This window comes from Streptomyces triticirhizae (genome assembly GCF_003696235.1).
Classification (GTDB): domain Bacteria; phylum Actinomycetota; class Actinomycetes; order Streptomycetales; family Streptomycetaceae; genus Streptomyces; species Streptomyces triticirhizae.
This window is the reverse complement of record NZ_RFFJ01000003.1, coordinates 17,558-35,164: the sequence shown is the minus strand read 5'-3', so window position 1 is coordinate 35,164 and position 17,607 is coordinate 17,558. Positions and strand designations below refer to the sequence as shown.

The following is a 17,607-nucleotide window of genomic DNA, read 5'->3' as shown; positions in this document are numbered from 1 at the left end:
GGGACCGGGGCGCGATCCGCCCCGGCTACGGCGCCGACCCGCTGCTGGTCGACGGCGACCCGCTCGCCGACATCACCGCGACCCGCGCCGTCCGCCGCGTCTGGGTCGGCGGCGCCGAGCACGCCCCGGCGTCCGGCTGACCCCGCGCGCCCATGGCCGCGACGGTGACCCGGGCGCCGTCCCGCCGGCGCAGCGGGTAGGCGCCGGCGGCACCCGCGCCGCACGGTGACCGTGGGCTGGCGCGCGACGGCGGCGGCGAGCACGTCCTCCACCTCGGGCTGGCTGAAGAATCGGAGGCCCTGAAGCCGAGGCCGTCGCGGAAGAACGCGGTGGTGCCGTCGAGGTCGGGGCTGTCGACGCCGACGCGCACCTCGACCAGGCGGCGGGTCGGCGCGTGCACGATGCGCAGCTGCCGGCCGCCGTCCTGGGTGGCGAACCAGCCGTCGTCCTCGGGGGTGAGGCCGAAGTCGGTGTAGTAGGCGGCGGTCTCGGCGACCTGGGGGACCCCCATGGTGATGGAGGTCAGTCGGTGCGGTGCCCCTGGGGACTCCTTTGTCCGTCGAGGCCGGTGGCTTCAGGCGACGAAGGTCTGTCGCAGTTCGCCGATGCCCTCGACGGAGCTGACGAGTTCGTCGCCGGCCGCGAGGAAGCGCTGCGGGTCCCGGCCCAGGCCGACGCCGGCCGGGGTGCCGGTGAAGACGACGTCGCCGGGGAGCAGCGGCAGCACGGCGGAGAGGCGGGCGAGGAGGGCGGGCACGGAGTGGATCAGGTCGCTCGTGCGGCCCTTCTGGACCTCCTCGCCGTTGATCGAGCAGGTCAGTTCGAGGTCGTCGGGGTTGTCGAACTCGTCGGGCGTGACCAGCCAGGGGCCGATCGGGGCGAAGCCGGGGAAGGACTTGCCGAGGCTGAACTGGGGGGCAGGGCCGGCGAGTTGGGTGATGCGCTCGGAGATGTCCTGGCCGACGGCGAGGCCGGCGACATGGTCCCAGGCGTCGGCCTCGGCGACGTTCTCGGCGTGGCGTCCGACGACGGCGACCAGCTCGACCTCCCAGTCGGTGTGGCCGTCCGCCGGCAGCCGCACCTCGGTGACGGGACCGGTGATGCTGGTGGCGAACTTGGTGAAGACGGGCGGCAGGCCATCGGGCACGGCGAAGCCGGACTCGGCGGCGTGGTCGCGGTAGTTGAGGCCGACGGCCAGCACCTGACGCGGCGCGGGGGCCGGCGAGCCCAGGTCGGCCGGGTCGAACGCGGCGCCCTCCGGCAGTTCGGCGGCGTCGGCCCAGGCGCGGAACTCCTCCCATCGTGCGAAGACGGCCTGCGGGTCCGCGGAGAAGCGGCCGTCGCTTGCCTGAGCGACGTCCACGGCGCGGCCGTCGACGACGAGGGCCAGGCGGCCGGAGAGGTTGGCGATGCGCATAGGGGTCTCCCGGACGGGGAACGGGAGCGGAACGCCCGGGCCGGGGAACGGCTCGGGCGGCCGCTCGACTGCCGAGGGAGTCGCGCGACGCGCCGCCAGCGACAACGGAGGTCTTGCTCCCCCATCGGCAATTCAGCATGATGATTACCCTGATGTTGCACGTGGTGCACCACAGCGTCAAGGGATGCGAGCACAATCGCCATGATGAATATGACGGCTTGAGGAGACGATGTGAGGGTCACCCCCGACCGTGCCGCACGGCCGACGCCGTCGGGGCGCGCCGAGCGCGCCGCCGAGAAGGTCGCCGAGCTGGTCGAGAGCGTGCCGCCCGGCTCCCGGCTGGGCACCAAGGAGGAGCTGAGGACGCTGTGCGGGGTCTCGGTCGGCACCTTCAACGAGGCGCTGCGCCTCCTCCAGTCGCGCGGCCTGGTCACCGTGAAGCCGGGCCCGGGCGGCGGGCTGTTCAGCGCCGAGCAGTCCCCGATGGTCCGGCTCGGCAACTCCGTGCTCGCGCTGGACACCCAGGCGAACGACGTCGCCGACGCGGTGCGCATCCGCGACGCCCTCGACCCGCTGCTGATCGAGGACGCCCTCTGGCACGCCTCCCCGGCCGACATCGCCGGGCTGCGCCGGCACATCGCGGCCATGGAGGAGGCCAAGGACGCGGCCGATCCCGTCGCGTTCGTCCACGCCAACTGGCGGCTGCACGCCGCCATCGCGGCGACCAGCCCCAACGCGCTGCTCAGCTCGCTCTACACGCATCTGCTCGACCTGATCGAGCGCCACACGCTGACCGTGCTGCCCGCCAGCGACCAGCCGTTGGGCGAGTACATCGCGCACCGGCACGAACTCCACCGCGACCTGGTGGACGCGCTCGACCGCAGGGACAGGGACGAGGCGCTGCGGCTGATCCACGAGCACAACACCACGCTCCAGGCCGCCGACGCGCGGGCCGCCCACGGCTGACGGAGACGGCCCTGGGCCTCCCGGGCCGTCTCCGTTCGCCGTCGTGCCGCTCCCCTGGCTCAGCCCAGGGTCCAGCTCTGGTTGCCGGCGCCGCCGCAGGGCCAGAGCACCAGCGGGGTGCCGTTCTCCGTGCCGGTGTCATAGGCGTCGAGGCAGGTGCCCGACGCCTCGTTGACCACCGGGCCGGTCCCGTCGAGCGACCACCGCTGGGTCGGCGCGCCGTCGCAGTCCTCGATCACCACGGCCGTCCCGTTCTCCGTGGCGCCGCCGGCGGTGTCCAGGCAGCTGTCGCCGTGGACCCTCAACTCGCCCGCTTCGGTGGGGGTCCAGACCTGGTTGGCGCCGCCGTTGCAGTCCCAGAGCGCGACCGGAGTCCCGCCCGCCCGCTCGCCGTCGGGAACGTCGACGCACCGCCCGGAGGCCGCGCCGCGCAGCAGGCCGCCGGCGCTCCCGCCGCCGCAGGTCGAGGCGCCCTCGGTGGCGGGGCAGACGACGGTGGCGAACCCTCCGTTCTCCGCCACCGGAACGGACAGCGTGTCCGCGCCCGTGACCACGCTGGTCTCCGCGACCAGCCCGCCGTCCCCGTCCCGCACGGTCTCGACCAGCCACTCGCCGTCGCCGAGAAAGCTCAGCGGCGTCTCGAAAGTGGTCGCCGAGCCCGAACGGATGCCGCCCACATACCAGGTGTCGCCGCCGCGCCGGGCGAGGTAGGCGTCCTGTCCCGGCTGGCCGCCCAGCAGCCGGGTCTCGTCCCAGGCGGTGGGCAGCTGGTTGAGGACGCGCAGCGCCTCGGGCCGCAGCTGGTAGGACTCGGGGTTGTCCGCGAGGTGCTGCCAGCCGGACTCGAAGACCAGCGCGGTGGCCAGCTCGTGGGCGTCGGTGGTGTCCCGGTTGGCGATGCTGAAGGTCACCGGGGTGAAGTCCATGCTGGAGACCACGTTGCGGGTGAAGGGGAGGATGGTGTTGAGCGCGGCCCGGTTCTGCTGCTGCTCGGCCCCGAAGACCGCCTCCGAGGTCATCACGTGCGGCCAGGTGCGCTGTGTCCCGCGCAGGGTGCCGCTGCCGTGGAAGTTGACCATCAGCTCGTGCTCGGCGGTCTCGGCGAGGATGGCGTCGTACCACTGGAGCGTCGGCTGGACGAACTCGAAGGCGAAGTCGACCTTCAGGCCCGCGACGCCCCAACTCCTCACCAGCGGCAGCCACTCGGCGCGCTCCTCGGCGGTGTCGAGGTCGTCGGAGTGGAACCAGAGGATCACCCCGACGCCCCGCTCCCGCGCGTGGTCCACGACCTCGGGGACCCAGGCCGGGTCCCAGCCCTCGTCGATCAGGACGTAGTCCCAGCCGTTGCGCTGGGCGAAGTCGATGTACTCGCGCTGCCGGTCGGGGTCGCCGGGGCTGGAGTGCTCGGTCAGCCAGGACCAGGCGACCGTGCCGGGCTCGATCCAGGAGGTGTCCTCGATCCGGGACGGTGGGGCGAGGTCGTCCACGACGCTGGACTCGGTGACGGTCGCCAGGTCGCCGATCGCGGCGGTGCGCCAGGGCGTTGCCAGCGGCAGTTCGGCGGTGACCGGGTCGCCCTCCAGGGTGGTCGTGTAGGTGGCCGAGCCCTCCTCGTGGGTGAGGCGGGCGCCGGCGTAGCGGCCGTCGAGGTCGGTCTCGGCCAGCAGCGCGTAGGTGCCGTCCACCTCGAAGAGCGCCGGCACCGCGTAGTCGCCGCTCGGCGCGGCGCCGGCCGTGGTCGGCAGCCATCTGCCCTGGTCCTCGGCGTGTTCGGGCACCAGCCAGGCGTCGGCGTCGGCCGGCACGCTCCAGGTGGACGCCTCGCCGTTGACCGTCACCGTGCCCGAGCCCGGCAGCACATAGCGGTAGGCGGCCCCGGTGTCGGAGGCCCGCACGACGATGTCGAGCGCGGCCCCGTTCTCGCCGGTGAACGACAGGGTGGTCTCGGTGTAGGTGGTCTCCGGCCGCGCGCTCTTGCCCGTCGTCATGGCGTAGGACTCGGTGACGGTCCGGTCCTCGCGCTGTGCGAACTCCAGGTCCCGGGTCAGGTCGGCGTCGTCGGTCTCGATCCCGATCGGGGCCGGGGACAGGACGGTGCTGTCCCCGCTGGCGACCGAGAAGCTCAACGCGCCCTCGTCGAGGGTGACTTCGGCGGAGACGCCGGACGGGCCCGCCGGCCCGCTGACGGTCCAGGTCTCCGGGGCGGCTCCGTGCGCTGGACTCGTCTGAAGGGCCCCCGCCGCCACGGCGATCACCAGTGCGGAACGCACCGGGAACGCTCGGGCGGCTCGGGGCTTCTGCCTCTTCCTCATGGGCAACTCCCGTGTTGCACAAGCTGTTTGGCAGTGTGGGTTCGTGGTCGCTTCCACAGAAGCAAGCAATCGAAGGGAACGGAAGAGGACATGACATAACCCGGAACGCGGTGCGCCGTGCGCGGTCAGCCCGGTCACCGTCAGGCGCCGGCCACCCTCGCCGTCCTGGCCCCGGTCAGGCGGGTCAGATCCGCACAGGTCGTCCGGAACACGGTGTGGGGGAGTCCCGCCCCCGCCCAGATGTGCGGGTACGTGTGAAGGTGCTCGTCGATCAGCGTCGGCAGGGGCTCGGGGTGACCGATCGGGGCGACGCCGCCGACGCGCTGGCCGGTGACCTCAAGGACGTAGTCGGGGTCGGCCCGCCGGACCCTGCGGTGGGCCACGCCACGGAGACCGGCCAGGAGACGGGTGTCGACGCGGTGCCCGCCGCTGGTGACGACCAGGAGTGGCTCACCGTCGACGCGGAAGACGATGCTGTTGGCCACGGCGCCCACGGCGCAGCCCAGTTGCGCCGCCGCCGCGGCGGCCGTCGGGGCGGGGTCGGGCAGTTCCACGATGCTGACCGGGGCGCCGTGCTCGGTCAGGACCTCGCGAACCCGCTGGACTGCCGTGTGCATGAAACATGCCTCCCTGGGGCGGTGCGCGCCCCTGTCGACGGTGCGACGTGGCCGGGTGGTCCGCCGCTCGTCGCACCATGAGGACCGTCGGTCGTACCGCTGGGATCTGACGTCCGCTCCCCGGGCCGGCGCCCGGGGGTCCCTGCCACGGTCGGCTGACCGTCTCGGTGGGTTCCCGCTTCTCCGCGCGGTGCCGGAGGGAACCGAAGGAAGCGTACGGGACCACCCCACCCGCGCGTCCCGCGTCCCCGCCGGGGGCCCCACCGGGGCTCAGTCGGGGAGGTGACGGGTGAAGTCGATGCCCTGTTCGGCGAGGCGGGCGAGAGCCCGTTCGGAGTCGTCGGCGCCACGGGCCGCGCAGGTCAGGCCCGCCGGCAGGAGGCCGTGCAGGATCTGTCCCACCCCGTCCGCCAGGGGCCGGGACACGCAGCGGGCCATGGCGCTCTCGGCGGCGTCGCCGACCGTGTCGAGGAGGTAGTGGCCCTCCCAGGTGTCCCCGGCGTCGTCGCGCACGTCAAGGGAGACCGTCAGGACCACGCGGTCGCGGTCGCTGTCGGTGGTGGGGTGACGTGCCGCCAACTCGTCTGCCAGGGAGGCGATCCGCGTGTCGTCACCACGGCGCAGTTCGGCGAAGACCGGTTCCCAGGCGTTGAGCCAGCCCTCCAGGCGCAGCGTGCCCCGGACGAACGTGTCCACGCTCCACTGCGGGGGAAGCCCGTACTGGGCGATGAAGGGCACGCTGTCGCGATTGGGGTACACCTCGAAGGTCTCGCCGCCGACCGTCCGCGTGACGGCGGCCTCCCACGGCCGCACGGCGGTGACCGGGACGCCGTTCGCCACATGACGGGCGGGGGTGCGCAGCGCTCCCAGAACGCCTCGGGGCGCCCAACTGAAGCGGTAGCGGAAGGCGTTGGGAACGGCCGGCACTCCCCCGCAGTAGGAGGTGAAGCGGACCCGTGCGGGCGCGTCGCCCCACCGTTCCCCGGCCCGGCCGATCAGGCTGTGGGCGAAGAGATGGTCGATGCCCGGATCGAGACCGGCCTCCGCGAGGACCACGGTGCCGTTCGCGGCGGCGACCGGGTCGAGTGCGCGCATGGTGTCGGAGGCGTAGCTGCTACAGGCGAAATGGACCCGGTGGTCGACGCACACGCGCAGCAGCGCGTCGTGTTCGCGGGCAGGCAGCATGGAGACCACGATGTCGCCTGGGGTCAGTTCCGCGCTCAGCGCTTCGGGGGTGAAGGCACGGGGGGCGACGCGCCCGGACAGCCCGAGCCGGTCCAGCGCCTTCTCGGCGCGGTCGACGCCACGGTGCCAGAGTCGCACCCGGGCTGCCGTGCGGAGGACGGCAGCGAGGCCGCTGCCCGTGGACAGGCCGGCCCCCATCCAGTGCACGGTGCCGGTGGGGGCGATCACGTCGGTCGCGCCGTTCACTTCAGTCACGTCCGGTCCTTCCCGAGGTGCGGTCGATGTCCGTCAGCAGTGCCGTGTGGAAACGGGCCGCGCAACGGCCCCACGGGGAGGCCGGGCCGTCGTGGCCGTGGGCGAGGGCGAGCAGTTGGGGCAGCAGCGCCGCCGAGAAGTCCACGCTGGCCTCATCGGGCAGCAGCGAGGGGAGGTTGTCCAGGGCGATCAGGTCGAGCGGCGGCGCGTCGAGCAGTCTGCGTACGGGCCGCTCCCAGCTGGTCACCGCGTCGTAGATCGGCAGCATGTCGCACTCCGATCCGACGTCACACGTCACGTCGCAGATGGTGGCGAGCCTGCGGTGTGGGGCGTCGAGGTCGCGCGGGGTGAGGAACGGGGTGGCGGGAGCCGTGCTGAGCACGGCGTTGACCAGCAGGCCGTGGGCGAGCAGGGCCGGGCGGTCGAGCCGGCGGGTTTCGGCCAGGTCCCAGCGGACCGGGTCGACGCCGGCGGCGGTCAGCGCGTCGCACGCGCCGCGTCCGCAGCGGCCGAGCGCGCCGAGGACCAGGGCCCTGAACTCCGGGTCGTCGGGTGCCCGTTCCAAGGAGGCGTCCAGCGCGGCCCGCGTGGTCGGGGCGACGGGCGAGGTGAGCCTGCCCCGGGCGTGCAGGACCGCGAGGGCCGCCCCGGCGTACCCGGCCCAGTAGCCGAAGGCGGCCAGGCGGCGGCCCAGGTCGTCGGTGAGTTCCTCCAGGTCGAGCAGCTCGCCGCCGCCCCTCGCGAACCGCTCCAGCAGGCGCGCGGCGCCCGGCTGACCCTTGTAGGCGTGGCCGAACATGACATGACGGTGCACCAACTCGGCCGGTTCGTCGGGGAGTTCCTTCAGGCCGACGACGACCGTGCCGCGCGGGGCGCCGGTCCAGGCGTCCGGTGCGGCGGACCGGCATCCGGCGGCCAGGTAGGCCGACAGCGGGAACACCCGTTGCGGGCAGTCCTCGACGGTCACGGGGACCCCGGCGGCGACGAGCCGACGGGCGTCCTTCGGAGTGATCGGGGCGCGCCGCTCGTGAGGGCGGGTCTCGCGGCGCATCCAGAGCTGCGGGGCATCGGTCATGGCGGTCGGCCGCTCCTGTCGGTTTCGGTGCCGGTCGCGACGGTGCTTCGGTGGCGCGGATGCCTGGGAGTCCGGGGTTACGGGGTTACGGGGTGTACGGGGTTCCGCTCACACGAGATTGGCCTCGGGGCGCGCCTCCTGAGCGGCGAACCGCTCGGCTCGCAACGGGGACACATCGACGAAGGGCTCCCGGCCGAGGTACAGGTCGCGGACCACCTCGCCCACCGCCGGCGCCTGGAGGAAGCCGTGCCCGGAGAACCCGGTGGCGTACAGGAAGCGGGTGGGGCCGCCCGCCTCGCCGATCAGCGCGTTGTGGTCGGGGGTGGTTTCGTACAGCCCGGCCCAGCCGCCGGTGACGGGTGCCTCCAGCAGGGCGGGGGCGCGCCGGCTCATCGCGGCGTGCAGCCGAGGCAGCCACGCGTCGGAGACCGTGGTGCGGAAGCCCGGAGTCTCCTCGGGGTCGGACATGCCGAGCAGGACGCCGGGGCCCTCCCCGTGGAAGTAGAAGCCGCTGTCGAAGTCGATCGTCATGGGCGCGTCGGGCGGCATCCCCGGCACCGCTCCGGTGACGGCGATCTGACGGCGCAGCGGCCGCACGGGCAGGTCCACGCCCACCATGGCGCCGACCTCGGCCGACCAGGCACCGGCGGCGCAGATGACGTCGGTCGTGGCGATCCTCCCCCGGGAGGTGAGGACCGCCGTGATGCCCGACCCCTTCGTCTCGATGGCGGTGACGGCGCACCGCCGGACGATCACCACGCCGTGCCGCCGCGCGGCGTCGGCGTAACCGAGCACCACCGCCTCGGGGGTGCAGTACCCGTCGTCCGGGGAGAAGGCGGCGGCCAGCAGCCCCTCGGCGCTGATCAGCGGGGACAGCCGTTGTGCCTCGGCGACGTCGATCATGCGGCTGGGCACGCCCAGGCCGTTCTGCGACCGCACACCGGCCTCGAAGGAGGCCACCTGCTCGGGTGTCGACAGGAGGAAGAGGTACCCCACCCGGTGCAGCCCGATGTCGTGCCCCGGTTCCTCGCCGAAGCGGCCGAAGGCCTCCAGGCTCCGGGCGCCGAGCTGGATGTTCAGGACGTCGGAGAACTGCGCCCGCACTCCCCCAGCGGCCTTGGACGTGGAACCGGAGGCCAGTTGGTCCCGCTCGACGAGCACCACGTCGCGCACGCCGGCGCGGGCGAGGTGGTAGGCGATGCTGGTGCCCATCACCCCGCCGCCGATGACGACGACCGACGCCCGGTCCGGCAGGGCGCCGCCCGGCCGGGCCCCGCGCCCGCTCATCGCGCGACCGCCGGTCGCTCGGCCGAGGCCCTGGCCGCGTCGACGACGGCCCAGGCCGCCGCCGCGTCCTGGAGGCCGAGGCCCACGCTGAAGTACAGGACGATGTCCCGCTCGGAGGAGCGGGCCGCCCGCTGCCCGGTCAGTACCTCGCCGAGGGGCACGAGGTCGCCGGGCCCGAGGTCGCCGCCGTCGAGCGCGGCGACCACGGGCCCCGCGTGTCCGGCGGCGGTTCGCGGATCATCCACGACGACCGTGGCGGCCCGTCGCAGGGCGTGCGCGTCCACCTCGTGCCGGTCGGGTTCGAACGAGCCGACGCCCACCACCGTGGCGCCCGGCGAAAGCCACGGCCCGCGCACGACCGGCTCGCGGCTGAGGGTGCAGGTGGCGACCATGGGCACGCCGTTCACCGCCTCCCGCGCGCTGCCCACCGCGTCGGCCCGCACCCCGAGTTCGACGGCGATGCGCTCGGCGGCCCGGACGCGGTGCCTCTCGGTGGGGCTCCAGACGCGCACCGCGCGCAGCGGCCGTATCCGCGCGATCGCCCGGGCGTGGGCCAGCGCCTGGGTGCCCGATCCGATCAGCCCCAGCTCGTCCGCTTCGGGAAGCGCGAGCGCGTCGACGGCCACCGCGCTCGCCGCCGCCGTGCGCAGGGTCGTCACCGTGGTGCCGTCCAGTACCGCGACGACGACCCCGGTGACCGGGTCGAGAACGACGACGACCGCGTTCACGCTGGGCAGGCCGTGCGCGCGGTTGGCGGGGTGGACGCCGCCGAACTTGGCGACGGCGCCGGTGTCCTCGGAGAGGCGGGACACGTAACAGAACATCACGCTGTCGTCGAAGCGGCTCGGATGCATGATCTTCGGTGGCAGATCGACCGTGCCGTGGGCGAGGGCGGTGAACGCGCGGCGCTGGGAGGCGATGGCCTCGTCCGTTCCGAGCAGCGTCTCGACCTCATCGGCCGAACAGAAGAGCGGATGTGGGGGCATGGGGTCTCCTGGTTCTCCTCGGGGAGGGGCGGGCGGCGGCCGTCAGCGGCGCGGGGGCGGCTGCCCGGAACGTGGTGGCGTGGCGTCGTGGTCCCGCGAGAGCTGCGGCGGCAGCGCGGGCGGCGCGCCCGGGGACGGGGGACGGCGGGAGAGGACGCCCACGGTGGCACCGGTCAGGACCAGGGCGGCACCGAGGAGTTGCAGCCACGTCAGCCCGCTGCTCAGCAGCACCGCGCTGGCGACGATGCTCACCACGGGCTCCAACATGCTGCCGATCGACGCGCGCGTCGGACCGATCAGGGTCATCCCGAGGAAGAAGCAGAGAATCGCCACGACCGTGGAGGCCAGGGCCAGGGCGAGCACCCAGAGCCAGCCCCGGTAGGCGAAGTCGAGTCTCAGGTCGCCCGTGGCCGCCCCGTACAGCAGGAAGGAGACCGCCGCGGCCGCCGAGACACAGGCCGTCATCACCACGGGGTGCACGCTGCCGCTCACCCGGTCGCCGTACAGGATGTAGGCGGTGTAGACCCCGGCGGCGCCGAGCACCTGGAGGACGCCCACGACGTTCAGGTCCGTCCCGATGCGGCCCAGCACGAGTGACACGCCGGCGAAGGACGCCAGCATCGAGCCGACGACGGCCAGCGAGGGCCTGTCCCGGCCGAGGACGGCGGACACCGTGGCCACCAGGGCCGGGTACACGTACAACAACAGGGCGGCCAGCGCGGGCGAGATGTGCTTGACGGACGAGAAGTACAGCGTCGACTGTGCCGTGTACAGGACTCCGCCCAGCACGACCAGCCGCAGCAGGTCCGCCCGCTTCGGGGGGCCGGTGCGGCGGGCGTGGCGGACCGCGTACGGGAGGAAGACCGCCGCCGCGAGGGCGAAGCGGAGGAAGAGCAGCGTGGCGAGGGTCAGCCCGTCACGGTAGGCGAACGTGGCGAAGACGGGCATGAGCCCGAAGCCGGTCGCGGAGAGCCCGATGAGCAGATAGCCCCTCACCATCCCTGTCCCTCCCTCCCGACGGTGGAGCGTCCCGACGGCCCCGGCTCGGCCTGCGGCGGTCGCGCGCTGACGCGCCCCGGCAGCCGGGGAACTCCCACGCACCGGGCGCCGTGGCCGCCGTCGCGGTGGGGCACGGCGCGGCCCTCGTCGGAGTGCGGCCCCCTCCGCGTCGGCACACGGGGGACGGATGGCGCGGTCACTTGTGGAAGCCCTCCCGGTCGGCCTCGGTCACCGTGACGGTGCGGGGGCGCTCCGACGGCAGGAGGAGGGAGTTGAGGGCCCGCCGCAAGGTCCGCGCCGCGTCGGGCGGTGGATCGGGTACCGCCAACTCCACCTCGAGAAAGGACTCTCCGTCGTCCCCCGTGCCCACCCTCGTCACACAGCGCTCCACGCCGGGCAGGGTCAGCGCGGTGTGGCGGACGGAGCTGAGGGAGACCTTCTCGCCCCGGATCATCACGAAGTCCGACAGACGGCCCCGGAAGAAGAGGTAGCCGTCCTCGATGCGGAAGACGTCGCCGGTCGCGACGACCCCCGGGGCGGCGAGCGTCCGTCCGGCTCCTGGTGCGTCGGAGATCTTGCGCACGAGCGCCGTGTCGCTGGCGACCATGAGTTCACCGGTGCCCTCGTCGCCGGGCCGCTCGCGCAGCCAGACCCGGACCCCGGGCAGCGGCAGCCCCACGGAGGCGTACCGGCGCGGGGGTTCCGCGTGCGCGGCGAGGGTGGACACCCGGGGGCCCGCCTCGGTCAGCCCATAGGTGAGGTACAGCTCCGCGCCGGGACGGGCCGCCAGCAGCCGGGCCACCTGGTCCGGCGGCAGGTGGTCGCCGCCGACGGTGAGCGCCCGGACGCCCGACGGCGTTCCCGTGGGTCCTTCGATGAGCCGCCGGACGATCGTCGGCGTGATGGAGGAGTGGGTCACCCCGTGGTCAGCGATCTGCTTGACGTAGGTGGCCGGGGAGAAGGGCGGCCCGGACACCACCACCCTGGCACCGCACCCGTACGCGGCCAGCACCTGAGCGACCATCGCGTACGAGTAGTACAGGGGCAGGTTGACGAGGACGGTGTCCCCCGCGCGCATCCCCACGGCCCCGGCGTGCCGCTCCGCGTTGCGCAGCAGGGACGAGGTCCGGTGCAGGCAGGCGCTGGCGGCCCCGGACGTCCCGGAGGTCGACATCAACACGTCTCCCGCCCGGTACGGGGGCGGGCCGCTCGCGTCGTTCAGCAGGACGGCCGCGCCGCCCGGGACCGGGTGGGCGCGCGGGGCGCCGTAGCGCTCCGGGTCGGGCCAGGCGGCGATCAGCGCCGCTACGTCAAGTCGCCTGGCCAGCCCACGGATGCGCGCCGAGGGGGTCGCCGGGGCGACGGCGAGCGGCACGAGCCCCAGGAGCAGGGCGGACAGGTAGAGGCGCAGCATGTGCAGGGAGTTGGAGAGCGCCAGCAGCACGGCGCTGCCGGGCGGCAGGCCCAGCGCGGCCAGCGCGGCGAGGGTGTCGTCCAGCGACGGCTCCGGGCCGTCCGCCGCGCCGGGCTCGGAGGAGCGGTCCAGGAACTCGGCGACCCGCCGGTGTTCCAACACGAGGTCATCCGTGGCAGACATCCGTGGTGTCCCTTCATGGCCGCTGTACCGCGTCGGCGGTCGGCGGGTCGGTGAGCAGTTGCCGGGCGAACCCGGCGCCGTCGGCACCGTCGTCGTCGGGCGTCCCGGGACGGAGCACCACGCAGGTCGCCGTGTGCGCGTCGCCGTCCGCTCGGTGGGCGGCCCACAGCACGTACCTCGCCCGGCCGGTGCGCAGCCAGTCCCCGACCAGCGCGGTCCCGGCGTTCCCGGCGTCCGCCGGGTCCGCCTCCAGGACCAGGGACGGGCCCCGCAGACCGAGGGTGAGGCAGGTGAGTCCGGCCAGGATGCCGGGGTTGGAGCCGGCGAACCGCAGGGGCGAGACGCGGCCGCGCGCCGCGTCCCGGGCGATCCTCCGGTGCGTGGGCAGGGCTTGGCCGTCGTGGGTCACCAGGACGGCGACCTCGTCGGGCTCCGCCAGGGCCTCCTCCCGGCAGGGGGCGAGCGCCTCCTCGACGGCGGAGACGATCAGCCAGGCGACCGGATCGGCGTAGAAGGACGGCTTGTCGCGGGTGTGGGAGGCGGGGTCGGTGACGCGCAGCGTCGCGTGCCCGGCGACGGCGAGCGGCGGGTCAGACGCGGGGCCGGCGGGCACCGCCGTGGCCGCGCCGTCTCCGGCATCCCCGGCGGGCGGCCCGGAGTCGAACAGCAGACAGGTGTTGAATCCGCCGAACCCCAGCGTGAGGCTGATGCCCCGCGTCCCGTACGCCTTCTCCGGCCCCCCACGGGGCAGCCGGAGCGACAGCCCCGGCAGCGGGGAGGAGAGCCCGTGGAGCGGAGGCACCTGTCTTTCGCGCAGGGCGAGCACGGTGGCCACCGCCTCGATCGCCCCGGTGGCACCGAGACTGTGGCCGAGCGCCCCCTTGGTGCCGAAGACCACGGGGACGGGTCCGCTCCGGACGCCGCCGAACAGCCGCTGCACGGTGGCGGCTTCGACCTCGTCGTTGGCCGGGGTGCCGGTGCCGTGCGCACAGATCACGGCCACGTCGCCGGGCACGCCGCCCGACCCCGCGAGGGCCCGCCGCACCGCGGCGGTCACGGTGCGCCCCGACGGGTCCGGTGCGGTCAGTCCGAAGGCGTCGTTGGCCGAACCCGCGCCGCTCAGCGTCGCGTACACCCGGGCGCCCCGGCGGCGGGCGGCGGCGGCGCCCTCCAGCACCAGGAAGCCCGCGCCCTCGCCGAGGGTCATGCCGTCGTGCGCCACGTCGAAGGCGCGCAGCCCGGTGGGGCTCATCGTGCCGAGCGCGGAGTGACCGAGCCGCTTGGCCTCGGTCAGCACGTCGACGCCGCCGGCCAGGAAGATTCCCTCGCCGCCCCCCTCGCGGAGCAGTGCCAGGGCGAGTAACAGGCTGTCGGCCCCGGCCGAGCAGGCGGTGGTGACCACCAACGGCCTTCTGGGGTGGCCGAGTTGGCGGGCTGCCGCCACGGCCCAGTCCTCCTCGGGGGCCTCGCGGTCGATCCGGGCGTCGAAGCTGGTGCCCGGAACGAGGGTCAGCCGCCCGTGGTCCGCCGCCACGCCCGCGTCCCGCAGGGCCGCGTCCATGGTGCGCGCCGCGAGGGCGACCTGCCGTTCCCATGCCTCCCGGCCTCCGGGGCGGTAGGGCGGGGAGGGCACGGCGGCGGCACGCTCCGTGCGCAGCCGGTGCGGCGACGGTTGGTCGGCGACACCCGTCGCGCCCGAGCAGAGCCGCCGCCACACCTCCTGGAGACCGTCGCCCAGCGGAGTCGCCCAGGCCATGCCGGTGACGACGGCCTCGGTGCCGGCCGTCACCACAGCTGACGGCCGAGGTCCGAGACCTTCCTGCGGGTCAGCGTTCCACGGAAGGCGGCGACCGTCAGGCCGTCCACGGTGGCCTGGCACGAGAAGAAGAACGTGGTGCCGACCAGCCGGTCGGCCCGGACGTCGAAGACCACCTGGTCGCCGGGGACGACGGGGCTGGTGAACCGCGACTTGACGGAACCGATCAGCGTCAGTTCGTCGTCGGCCAGCGGGCTGGTGCTCAGCTGGTAGAGGATGATCCCGGACTGCGCGAACGCCTGCATCAGGTGGCTTCCCGGGTAGATCGCCCGTTCCGGGAAGTGCCCCGCGATGGCGTCGAGGTTTCCGGAGACCGACAGCAGGCTCCTGAGGAAGACCCCGGGCTCGTGGTCGGTTATCCGGTCGATGTAGATCATCGGGTGGCGGTGGCGCAGCCACTTCTTCAGCTCCGAGAAGCCGATCTGCCGGTCGGCGCCCCGCTGCGGCTCCCGCGCCGGGGGCACCGCCGCCGTGCGTTCAGTGGGCTGCGGTGTCGTGTCGAGCTGCATCGGGGGTGATCCCTTTCAGAGTGTGACGGACAGTCGGAGGCAGCGGCACCGGGCCGCCGGTCGTCGGGTGAACGGCCGCGAACGTGAGGGTTCCGGAGGCGAGTTCGGTGCGTGAGCCGTTCGTCTCCTCACGCAGCAGGCTGGCGGCCACCCGGACGCGGGCGGCCCCGACGTGCTCCACGACGACCTCCCCCACGATCGGGTCCCGGTAGGCGCCCGGCCTGCGGTAGCGCACCGTCAGCTCGGTGACGGCGAGGTCGGCGCCGAGTTCGGCGATCCGGGCCAGACCCGCGCCGTGTTCCTCGAAGTGGTCGAGTACGAAGGTCTCCAGGAGGGACACATACCGGGAGAAGTGGACGACCCCCGAGGCGTCGGTGTCGACGTGCTCGATCCGGCGCCGCACCGTGCCGACGGCGGTAGCGGGGGCGTCCGCCGGGGTCACAGCGTCTCCCGGAAGCGCCGGGTGCCCTCGCTCAGCCGGTCGACGATCTCGTCCGCCTGCGCCTCGCTGGTGATCAGCGGCGGAGCGATCCGCATCGTCGGGTACACGTAGCGCAGGCCGTGTGACCGCTTCGCGGCACCGGCCATGAACTCGACGTACACCCCGGCCGAGATCAGGTGGGTGCGCAGGAGGTCCAGTTGGGTCGACGCGGTCTCGGACAGCTCCACGCCGTGCATCACGCCGAGGCCCCGCGCGTGCGTGTAGATCTCGGGGAAGCGCTCGACGAGCCCGGACCGCAGCCGGTCGGCCAGCCGCGCGCCCAGTGCGACGGAGTGTTTGAGCAGTTCCTCGCTCACCAGGTGATCGATGCCGTCGCGTATCACGGCGCAGGTCAGCGGCCGCAGGTCGGAGGTGGAGATGGTGCCGGTGGCACGGGCCCGCAGCTCGCGGCGGGCGATGACCAGGGAGGTCGACAGCACGCCCATGCCCAGGCTCTTGCCGATCACCGTGATGTCGGTGGGCACCGGTCCCCGCGCGTCGCGCATACCGAACCAGCCGCCGGTCTTCGCGAAGGTCAGCACCTCGTCGGCGACCAGCCAGGTGTCGTTGTCCCCGCACATCTCCGACAGGCGGCGCAGGTAGCCGGGCGGGGGCAGCAGGATTCCGGCGTCGCCCTGGACGGGCTCGACGAAGACGGCGAGCAGCCGCTCGGAGTGGGCGGCGAAGTACTCCTCCAGCGCGCCCTCGTCGCCGAACGGGATGTGCTCCACGCGCAGGCCGTAGTCGTGGTCGGCGACGGGTCCCGGCAGACCGACCCGGTAGTGGCGGCGGTTGAGGAGGGGCAGCAGGCCGTGCGTCCAGCCGTGCCAGGCGCCCTCGAACGCCAGGATGGTGTCCCGCTTCTCGCGCCCGGGGCGGTGGCGCAGACGCCTGGGGTCGAACCGCGATTCGAGGACCAGCCGGAGGGCCAGTTCCACTCCCTCGGAACCGGAGTTGCGGCCCGCGACGTGGTAGGCGTCACCGGGGAAGTGCTCCGTCCACAGCCCCTCGGCCCCGAACAGCTGGTCCAGCAGGGCCGCCCGTTCGCGGGACGCGATCTCGTCGGTCACGTACCCGGTGTCGGTGACGCCCCGCCCCAGGGAACGCCGCACGCTGTCGTGGCCGGCGCCCAGGCAGGCGCTGCCGTAGCCGCCGCTGGCGTCGAAGAGGGTGAACGTTTCACCACGTCGGGGCCCGGCCAGCTCGACCGCCTCCAGCTCGACGCCCCGGGCGCCCAGGCAGGCGAAGGGCAGCGGCGGGCGGCCGTAGTGGTTGAAGTGCAGGGACTGACTTCGCTGGAGCTGGTCGAGTTCGGATTCGGTGAGCCGGGTGCTGACTGGCGCGGACAACGGCGTCTCCGTCCCTGAAGATGCGATGAGTTGATCGTTTCCGTGCGCGTGTACGACGGCGGCGGGGATGCCCCGGGCGCCGTGGGGCCCGGCCCGTGCTGAACCGATGGGCCGGGACGGCCGTCAACCGGCGGGCTCGACGGTGTCCTTCTGCTCCTTCAGCAGCCGCTCCACGAGGCTGACGACCGCGCCGAGGGTGGCGAAGTGCTCGGGCGAGAAGTCGTCCTCCGAGATGGTGATGCCGAAGTTCTCCTCGCACAGCACACGCAGTTCCACGAAGCCGAGCGAGTCCAGCCCGTAGACGTCCCGCAGGCTGTCGTCCGCGTCCATCCGGCCGACCGGGACCTCCACCATCAGCTCGGAGGCGAGCAGTCCTCTGACGGTCTGTGCCACGTTCGTTGCGTTCACTCGGATCTCCTTTTCGACAGCCCTGACCAGGGCGACCGGGCGATGCGGTTGACGGTGGTGCGAAAGGGACCGGCCGCTGGGGAAGGGCCGGTCGGTATCCGGTGCCCGGGCCGTGGCATGTGGCCTCGGGCGACGCCGTGGGCGGCAGGGATGAGTGGGGGTGATGACGCACCAGATTCAACGACGCCCCGCGTGATCGTCACAAGCGGGCCCCGCGAAGTTGGCAGCTTTCGCCGTCTTGCGGCCCCCCACGCATCGTGTCGCGGGAACCACGTTGCGCAGCTGAGGGCGCGGAACCGTTCTTCCCCTGGACGTACGGTTTCCGCCAACCGGTCCACGGGGGCTCCC

At 73.6% G+C, this 17,607-nt stretch carries 15 protein-coding genes and 1 pseudogene; 1 reads left to right on the top strand and 15 read right to left on the bottom strand.

From position 1 onward, the window contains the following. Positions 1-343: 343 nt before the first annotated feature. Both EBN88_RS32800 and EBN88_RS01225 read right to left on the bottom strand, forming a co-directional pair. Positions 344-511: pseudogene (locus EBN88_RS32800) on the bottom strand (VOC family protein); the annotation flags it as partial. 63 nt (positions 512-574) lie between these two features. After that, positions 575-1,417: a fumarylacetoacetate hydrolase family protein gene (locus EBN88_RS01225; protein ID WP_122181887.1), complete on the bottom strand. Its 843-nt coding sequence runs from the start codon at positions 1,415-1,417 to the stop codon at positions 575-577. 231 nt (positions 1,418-1,648) lie between these two features. On the opposite strand from EBN88_RS01225, the gene EBN88_RS01220 reads away from it, so the two are divergent. Further along, positions 1,649-2,383, top strand: coding sequence for a FadR/GntR family transcriptional regulator (locus EBN88_RS01220; protein ID WP_122181886.1), 735 nt, complete (start codon positions 1,649-1,651; stop codon positions 2,381-2,383). A gap of 59 nt (positions 2,384-2,442) precedes the next feature. On the opposite strand, the gene EBN88_RS01215 is transcribed toward EBN88_RS01220, so the two are convergent. From EBN88_RS01215 to EBN88_RS01155, 13 genes are all read right to left on the bottom strand, one after another. After that, on the bottom strand, positions 2,443-4,695 hold the full coding sequence (locus tag EBN88_RS01215; RefSeq protein ID WP_122181885.1) for a glycoside hydrolase family 97 protein: 2,253 nt from the start codon (positions 4,693-4,695) through the stop codon (positions 2,443-2,445). Between the two features lie 140 nt (positions 4,696-4,835). Further along, the gene (locus EBN88_RS01210; protein WP_122181884.1) at positions 4,836-5,312 is read right to left on the bottom strand and encodes a YbaK/EbsC family protein; all 477 of its coding nucleotides are present in this window, start codon (positions 5,310-5,312) and stop codon (positions 4,836-4,838) included. 270 nt (positions 5,313-5,582) lie between these two features. Continuing rightward, a complete protein-coding gene (locus EBN88_RS01205; RefSeq protein ID WP_122181943.1) occupies positions 5,583-6,695 on the bottom strand; it encodes a saccharopine dehydrogenase family protein in 1,113 nt (370 codons plus the stop codon). 49 nt (positions 6,696-6,744) lie between these two features. Next, complete coding sequence (locus EBN88_RS01200) at positions 6,745-7,827, bottom strand: saccharopine dehydrogenase (protein WP_122181883.1); 1,083 nt, start codon at positions 7,825-7,827, stop codon at positions 6,745-6,747. Between the two features lie 108 nt (positions 7,828-7,935). After that, a complete protein-coding gene (locus tag EBN88_RS01195; RefSeq protein WP_199742213.1) occupies positions 7,936-9,114 on the bottom strand; it encodes an NAD(P)/FAD-dependent oxidoreductase in 1,179 nt (392 codons plus the stop codon). Further along, positions 9,111-10,100, bottom strand: a complete 990-nt coding sequence (locus tag EBN88_RS01190; protein WP_122181882.1) for an ornithine cyclodeaminase family protein — start codon at positions 10,098-10,100, stop codon at positions 9,111-9,113. Before EBN88_RS01190 ends, EBN88_RS01195 begins: the two co-directional genes overlap by 4 nt. Before the next feature lie 42 nt (positions 10,101-10,142). Beyond that, positions 10,143-11,099, bottom strand: a complete 957-nt coding sequence (locus EBN88_RS01185; protein WP_122181881.1) for a DMT family transporter — start codon at positions 11,097-11,099, stop codon at positions 10,143-10,145. Positions 11,100-11,295: 196 nt separating this feature from the next. Further along, positions 11,296-12,696, bottom strand: coding sequence for a class I adenylate-forming enzyme family protein (locus tag EBN88_RS01180; RefSeq protein ID WP_122181880.1), 1,401 nt, complete (start codon positions 12,694-12,696; stop codon positions 11,296-11,298). A 13-nt stretch (positions 12,697-12,709) separates the two neighbouring features. Continuing rightward, on the bottom strand, positions 12,710-14,485 hold the full coding sequence (locus EBN88_RS31445; RefSeq protein ID WP_233580373.1) for a beta-ketoacyl synthase N-terminal-like domain-containing protein: 1,776 nt from the start codon (positions 14,483-14,485) through the stop codon (positions 12,710-12,712). Beyond that, a complete protein-coding gene (locus EBN88_RS01170) occupies positions 14,482-15,021 on the bottom strand; it encodes a 3-hydroxyacyl-ACP dehydratase FabZ family protein (protein ID WP_122181879.1) in 540 nt (179 codons plus the stop codon). Before EBN88_RS01170 ends, EBN88_RS31445 begins: the two co-directional genes overlap by 4 nt. Next, positions 14,990-15,463 (bottom strand): acyl-CoA thioesterase, encoded by a 474-nt coding sequence (locus EBN88_RS01165; protein WP_122181878.1) that lies wholly within the window; start codon positions 15,461-15,463, stop codon positions 14,990-14,992. Before EBN88_RS01165 ends, EBN88_RS01170 begins: the two co-directional genes overlap by 32 nt. After that, positions 15,460-16,851 carry an aminotransferase class III-fold pyridoxal phosphate-dependent enzyme gene (locus EBN88_RS01160; RefSeq protein WP_122181877.1) on the bottom strand — a complete coding sequence of 464 codons (1,392 nt, stop codon included), beginning with the start codon at positions 16,849-16,851 and terminating at the stop codon, positions 15,460-15,462. The genes EBN88_RS01165 and EBN88_RS01160 overlap by 4 nt, the downstream gene beginning before the upstream one ends. Positions 16,852-16,974: 123 nt before the next feature. Further along, on the bottom strand, positions 16,975-17,259 hold the full coding sequence (locus EBN88_RS01155) for an acyl carrier protein (protein WP_233580372.1): 285 nt from the start codon (positions 17,257-17,259) through the stop codon (positions 16,975-16,977). Positions 17,260-17,607 lie beyond the last annotated feature (348 nt).

Excerpts from the sequence above, each read along its gene's own strand:
- EBN88_RS01225 (WP_122181887.1), bottom strand. The coding sequence starts at position 1,417 with ATGCGCATCGCCAACCTCTCCGGCCGCCTGGCCCTCGTCGTCGACGGC.
- EBN88_RS01215 (WP_122181885.1), bottom strand. The coding sequence starts at position 4,695 with ATGAGGAAGAGGCAGAAGCCCCGAGCCGCCCGAGCGTTCCCGGTGCGT.
- EBN88_RS01210 (WP_122181884.1), bottom strand. The coding sequence starts at position 5,312 with ATGCACACGGCAGTCCAGCGGGTTCGCGAGGTCCTGACCGAGCACGGC.
- EBN88_RS01205 (WP_122181943.1), bottom strand. The coding sequence starts at position 6,695 with ATGGGGGCCGGCCTGTCCACGGGCAGCGGCCTCGCTGCCGTCCTCCGC.
- EBN88_RS01200 (WP_122181883.1), bottom strand. The coding sequence starts at position 7,827 with ATGACCGATGCCCCGCAGCTCTGGATGCGCCGCGAGACCCGCCCTCAC.
- EBN88_RS01195 (WP_199742213.1), bottom strand. The coding sequence starts at position 9,114 with ATGAGCGGGCGCGGGGCCCGGCCGGGCGGCGCCCTGCCGGACCGGGCG.
- EBN88_RS01190 (WP_122181882.1), bottom strand. The coding sequence starts at position 10,100 with ATGCCCCCACATCCGCTCTTCTGTTCGGCCGATGAGGTCGAGACGCTG.
- EBN88_RS01185 (WP_122181881.1), bottom strand. The coding sequence starts at position 11,099 with ATGGTGAGGGGCTATCTGCTCATCGGGCTCTCCGCGACCGGCTTCGGG.
- EBN88_RS01180 (WP_122181880.1), bottom strand. The coding sequence starts at position 12,696 with ATGTCTGCCACGGATGACCTCGTGTTGGAACACCGGCGGGTCGCCGAG.
- EBN88_RS01170 (WP_122181879.1), bottom strand. The coding sequence starts at position 15,021 with ATGCAGCTCGACACGACACCGCAGCCCACTGAACGCACGGCGGCGGTG.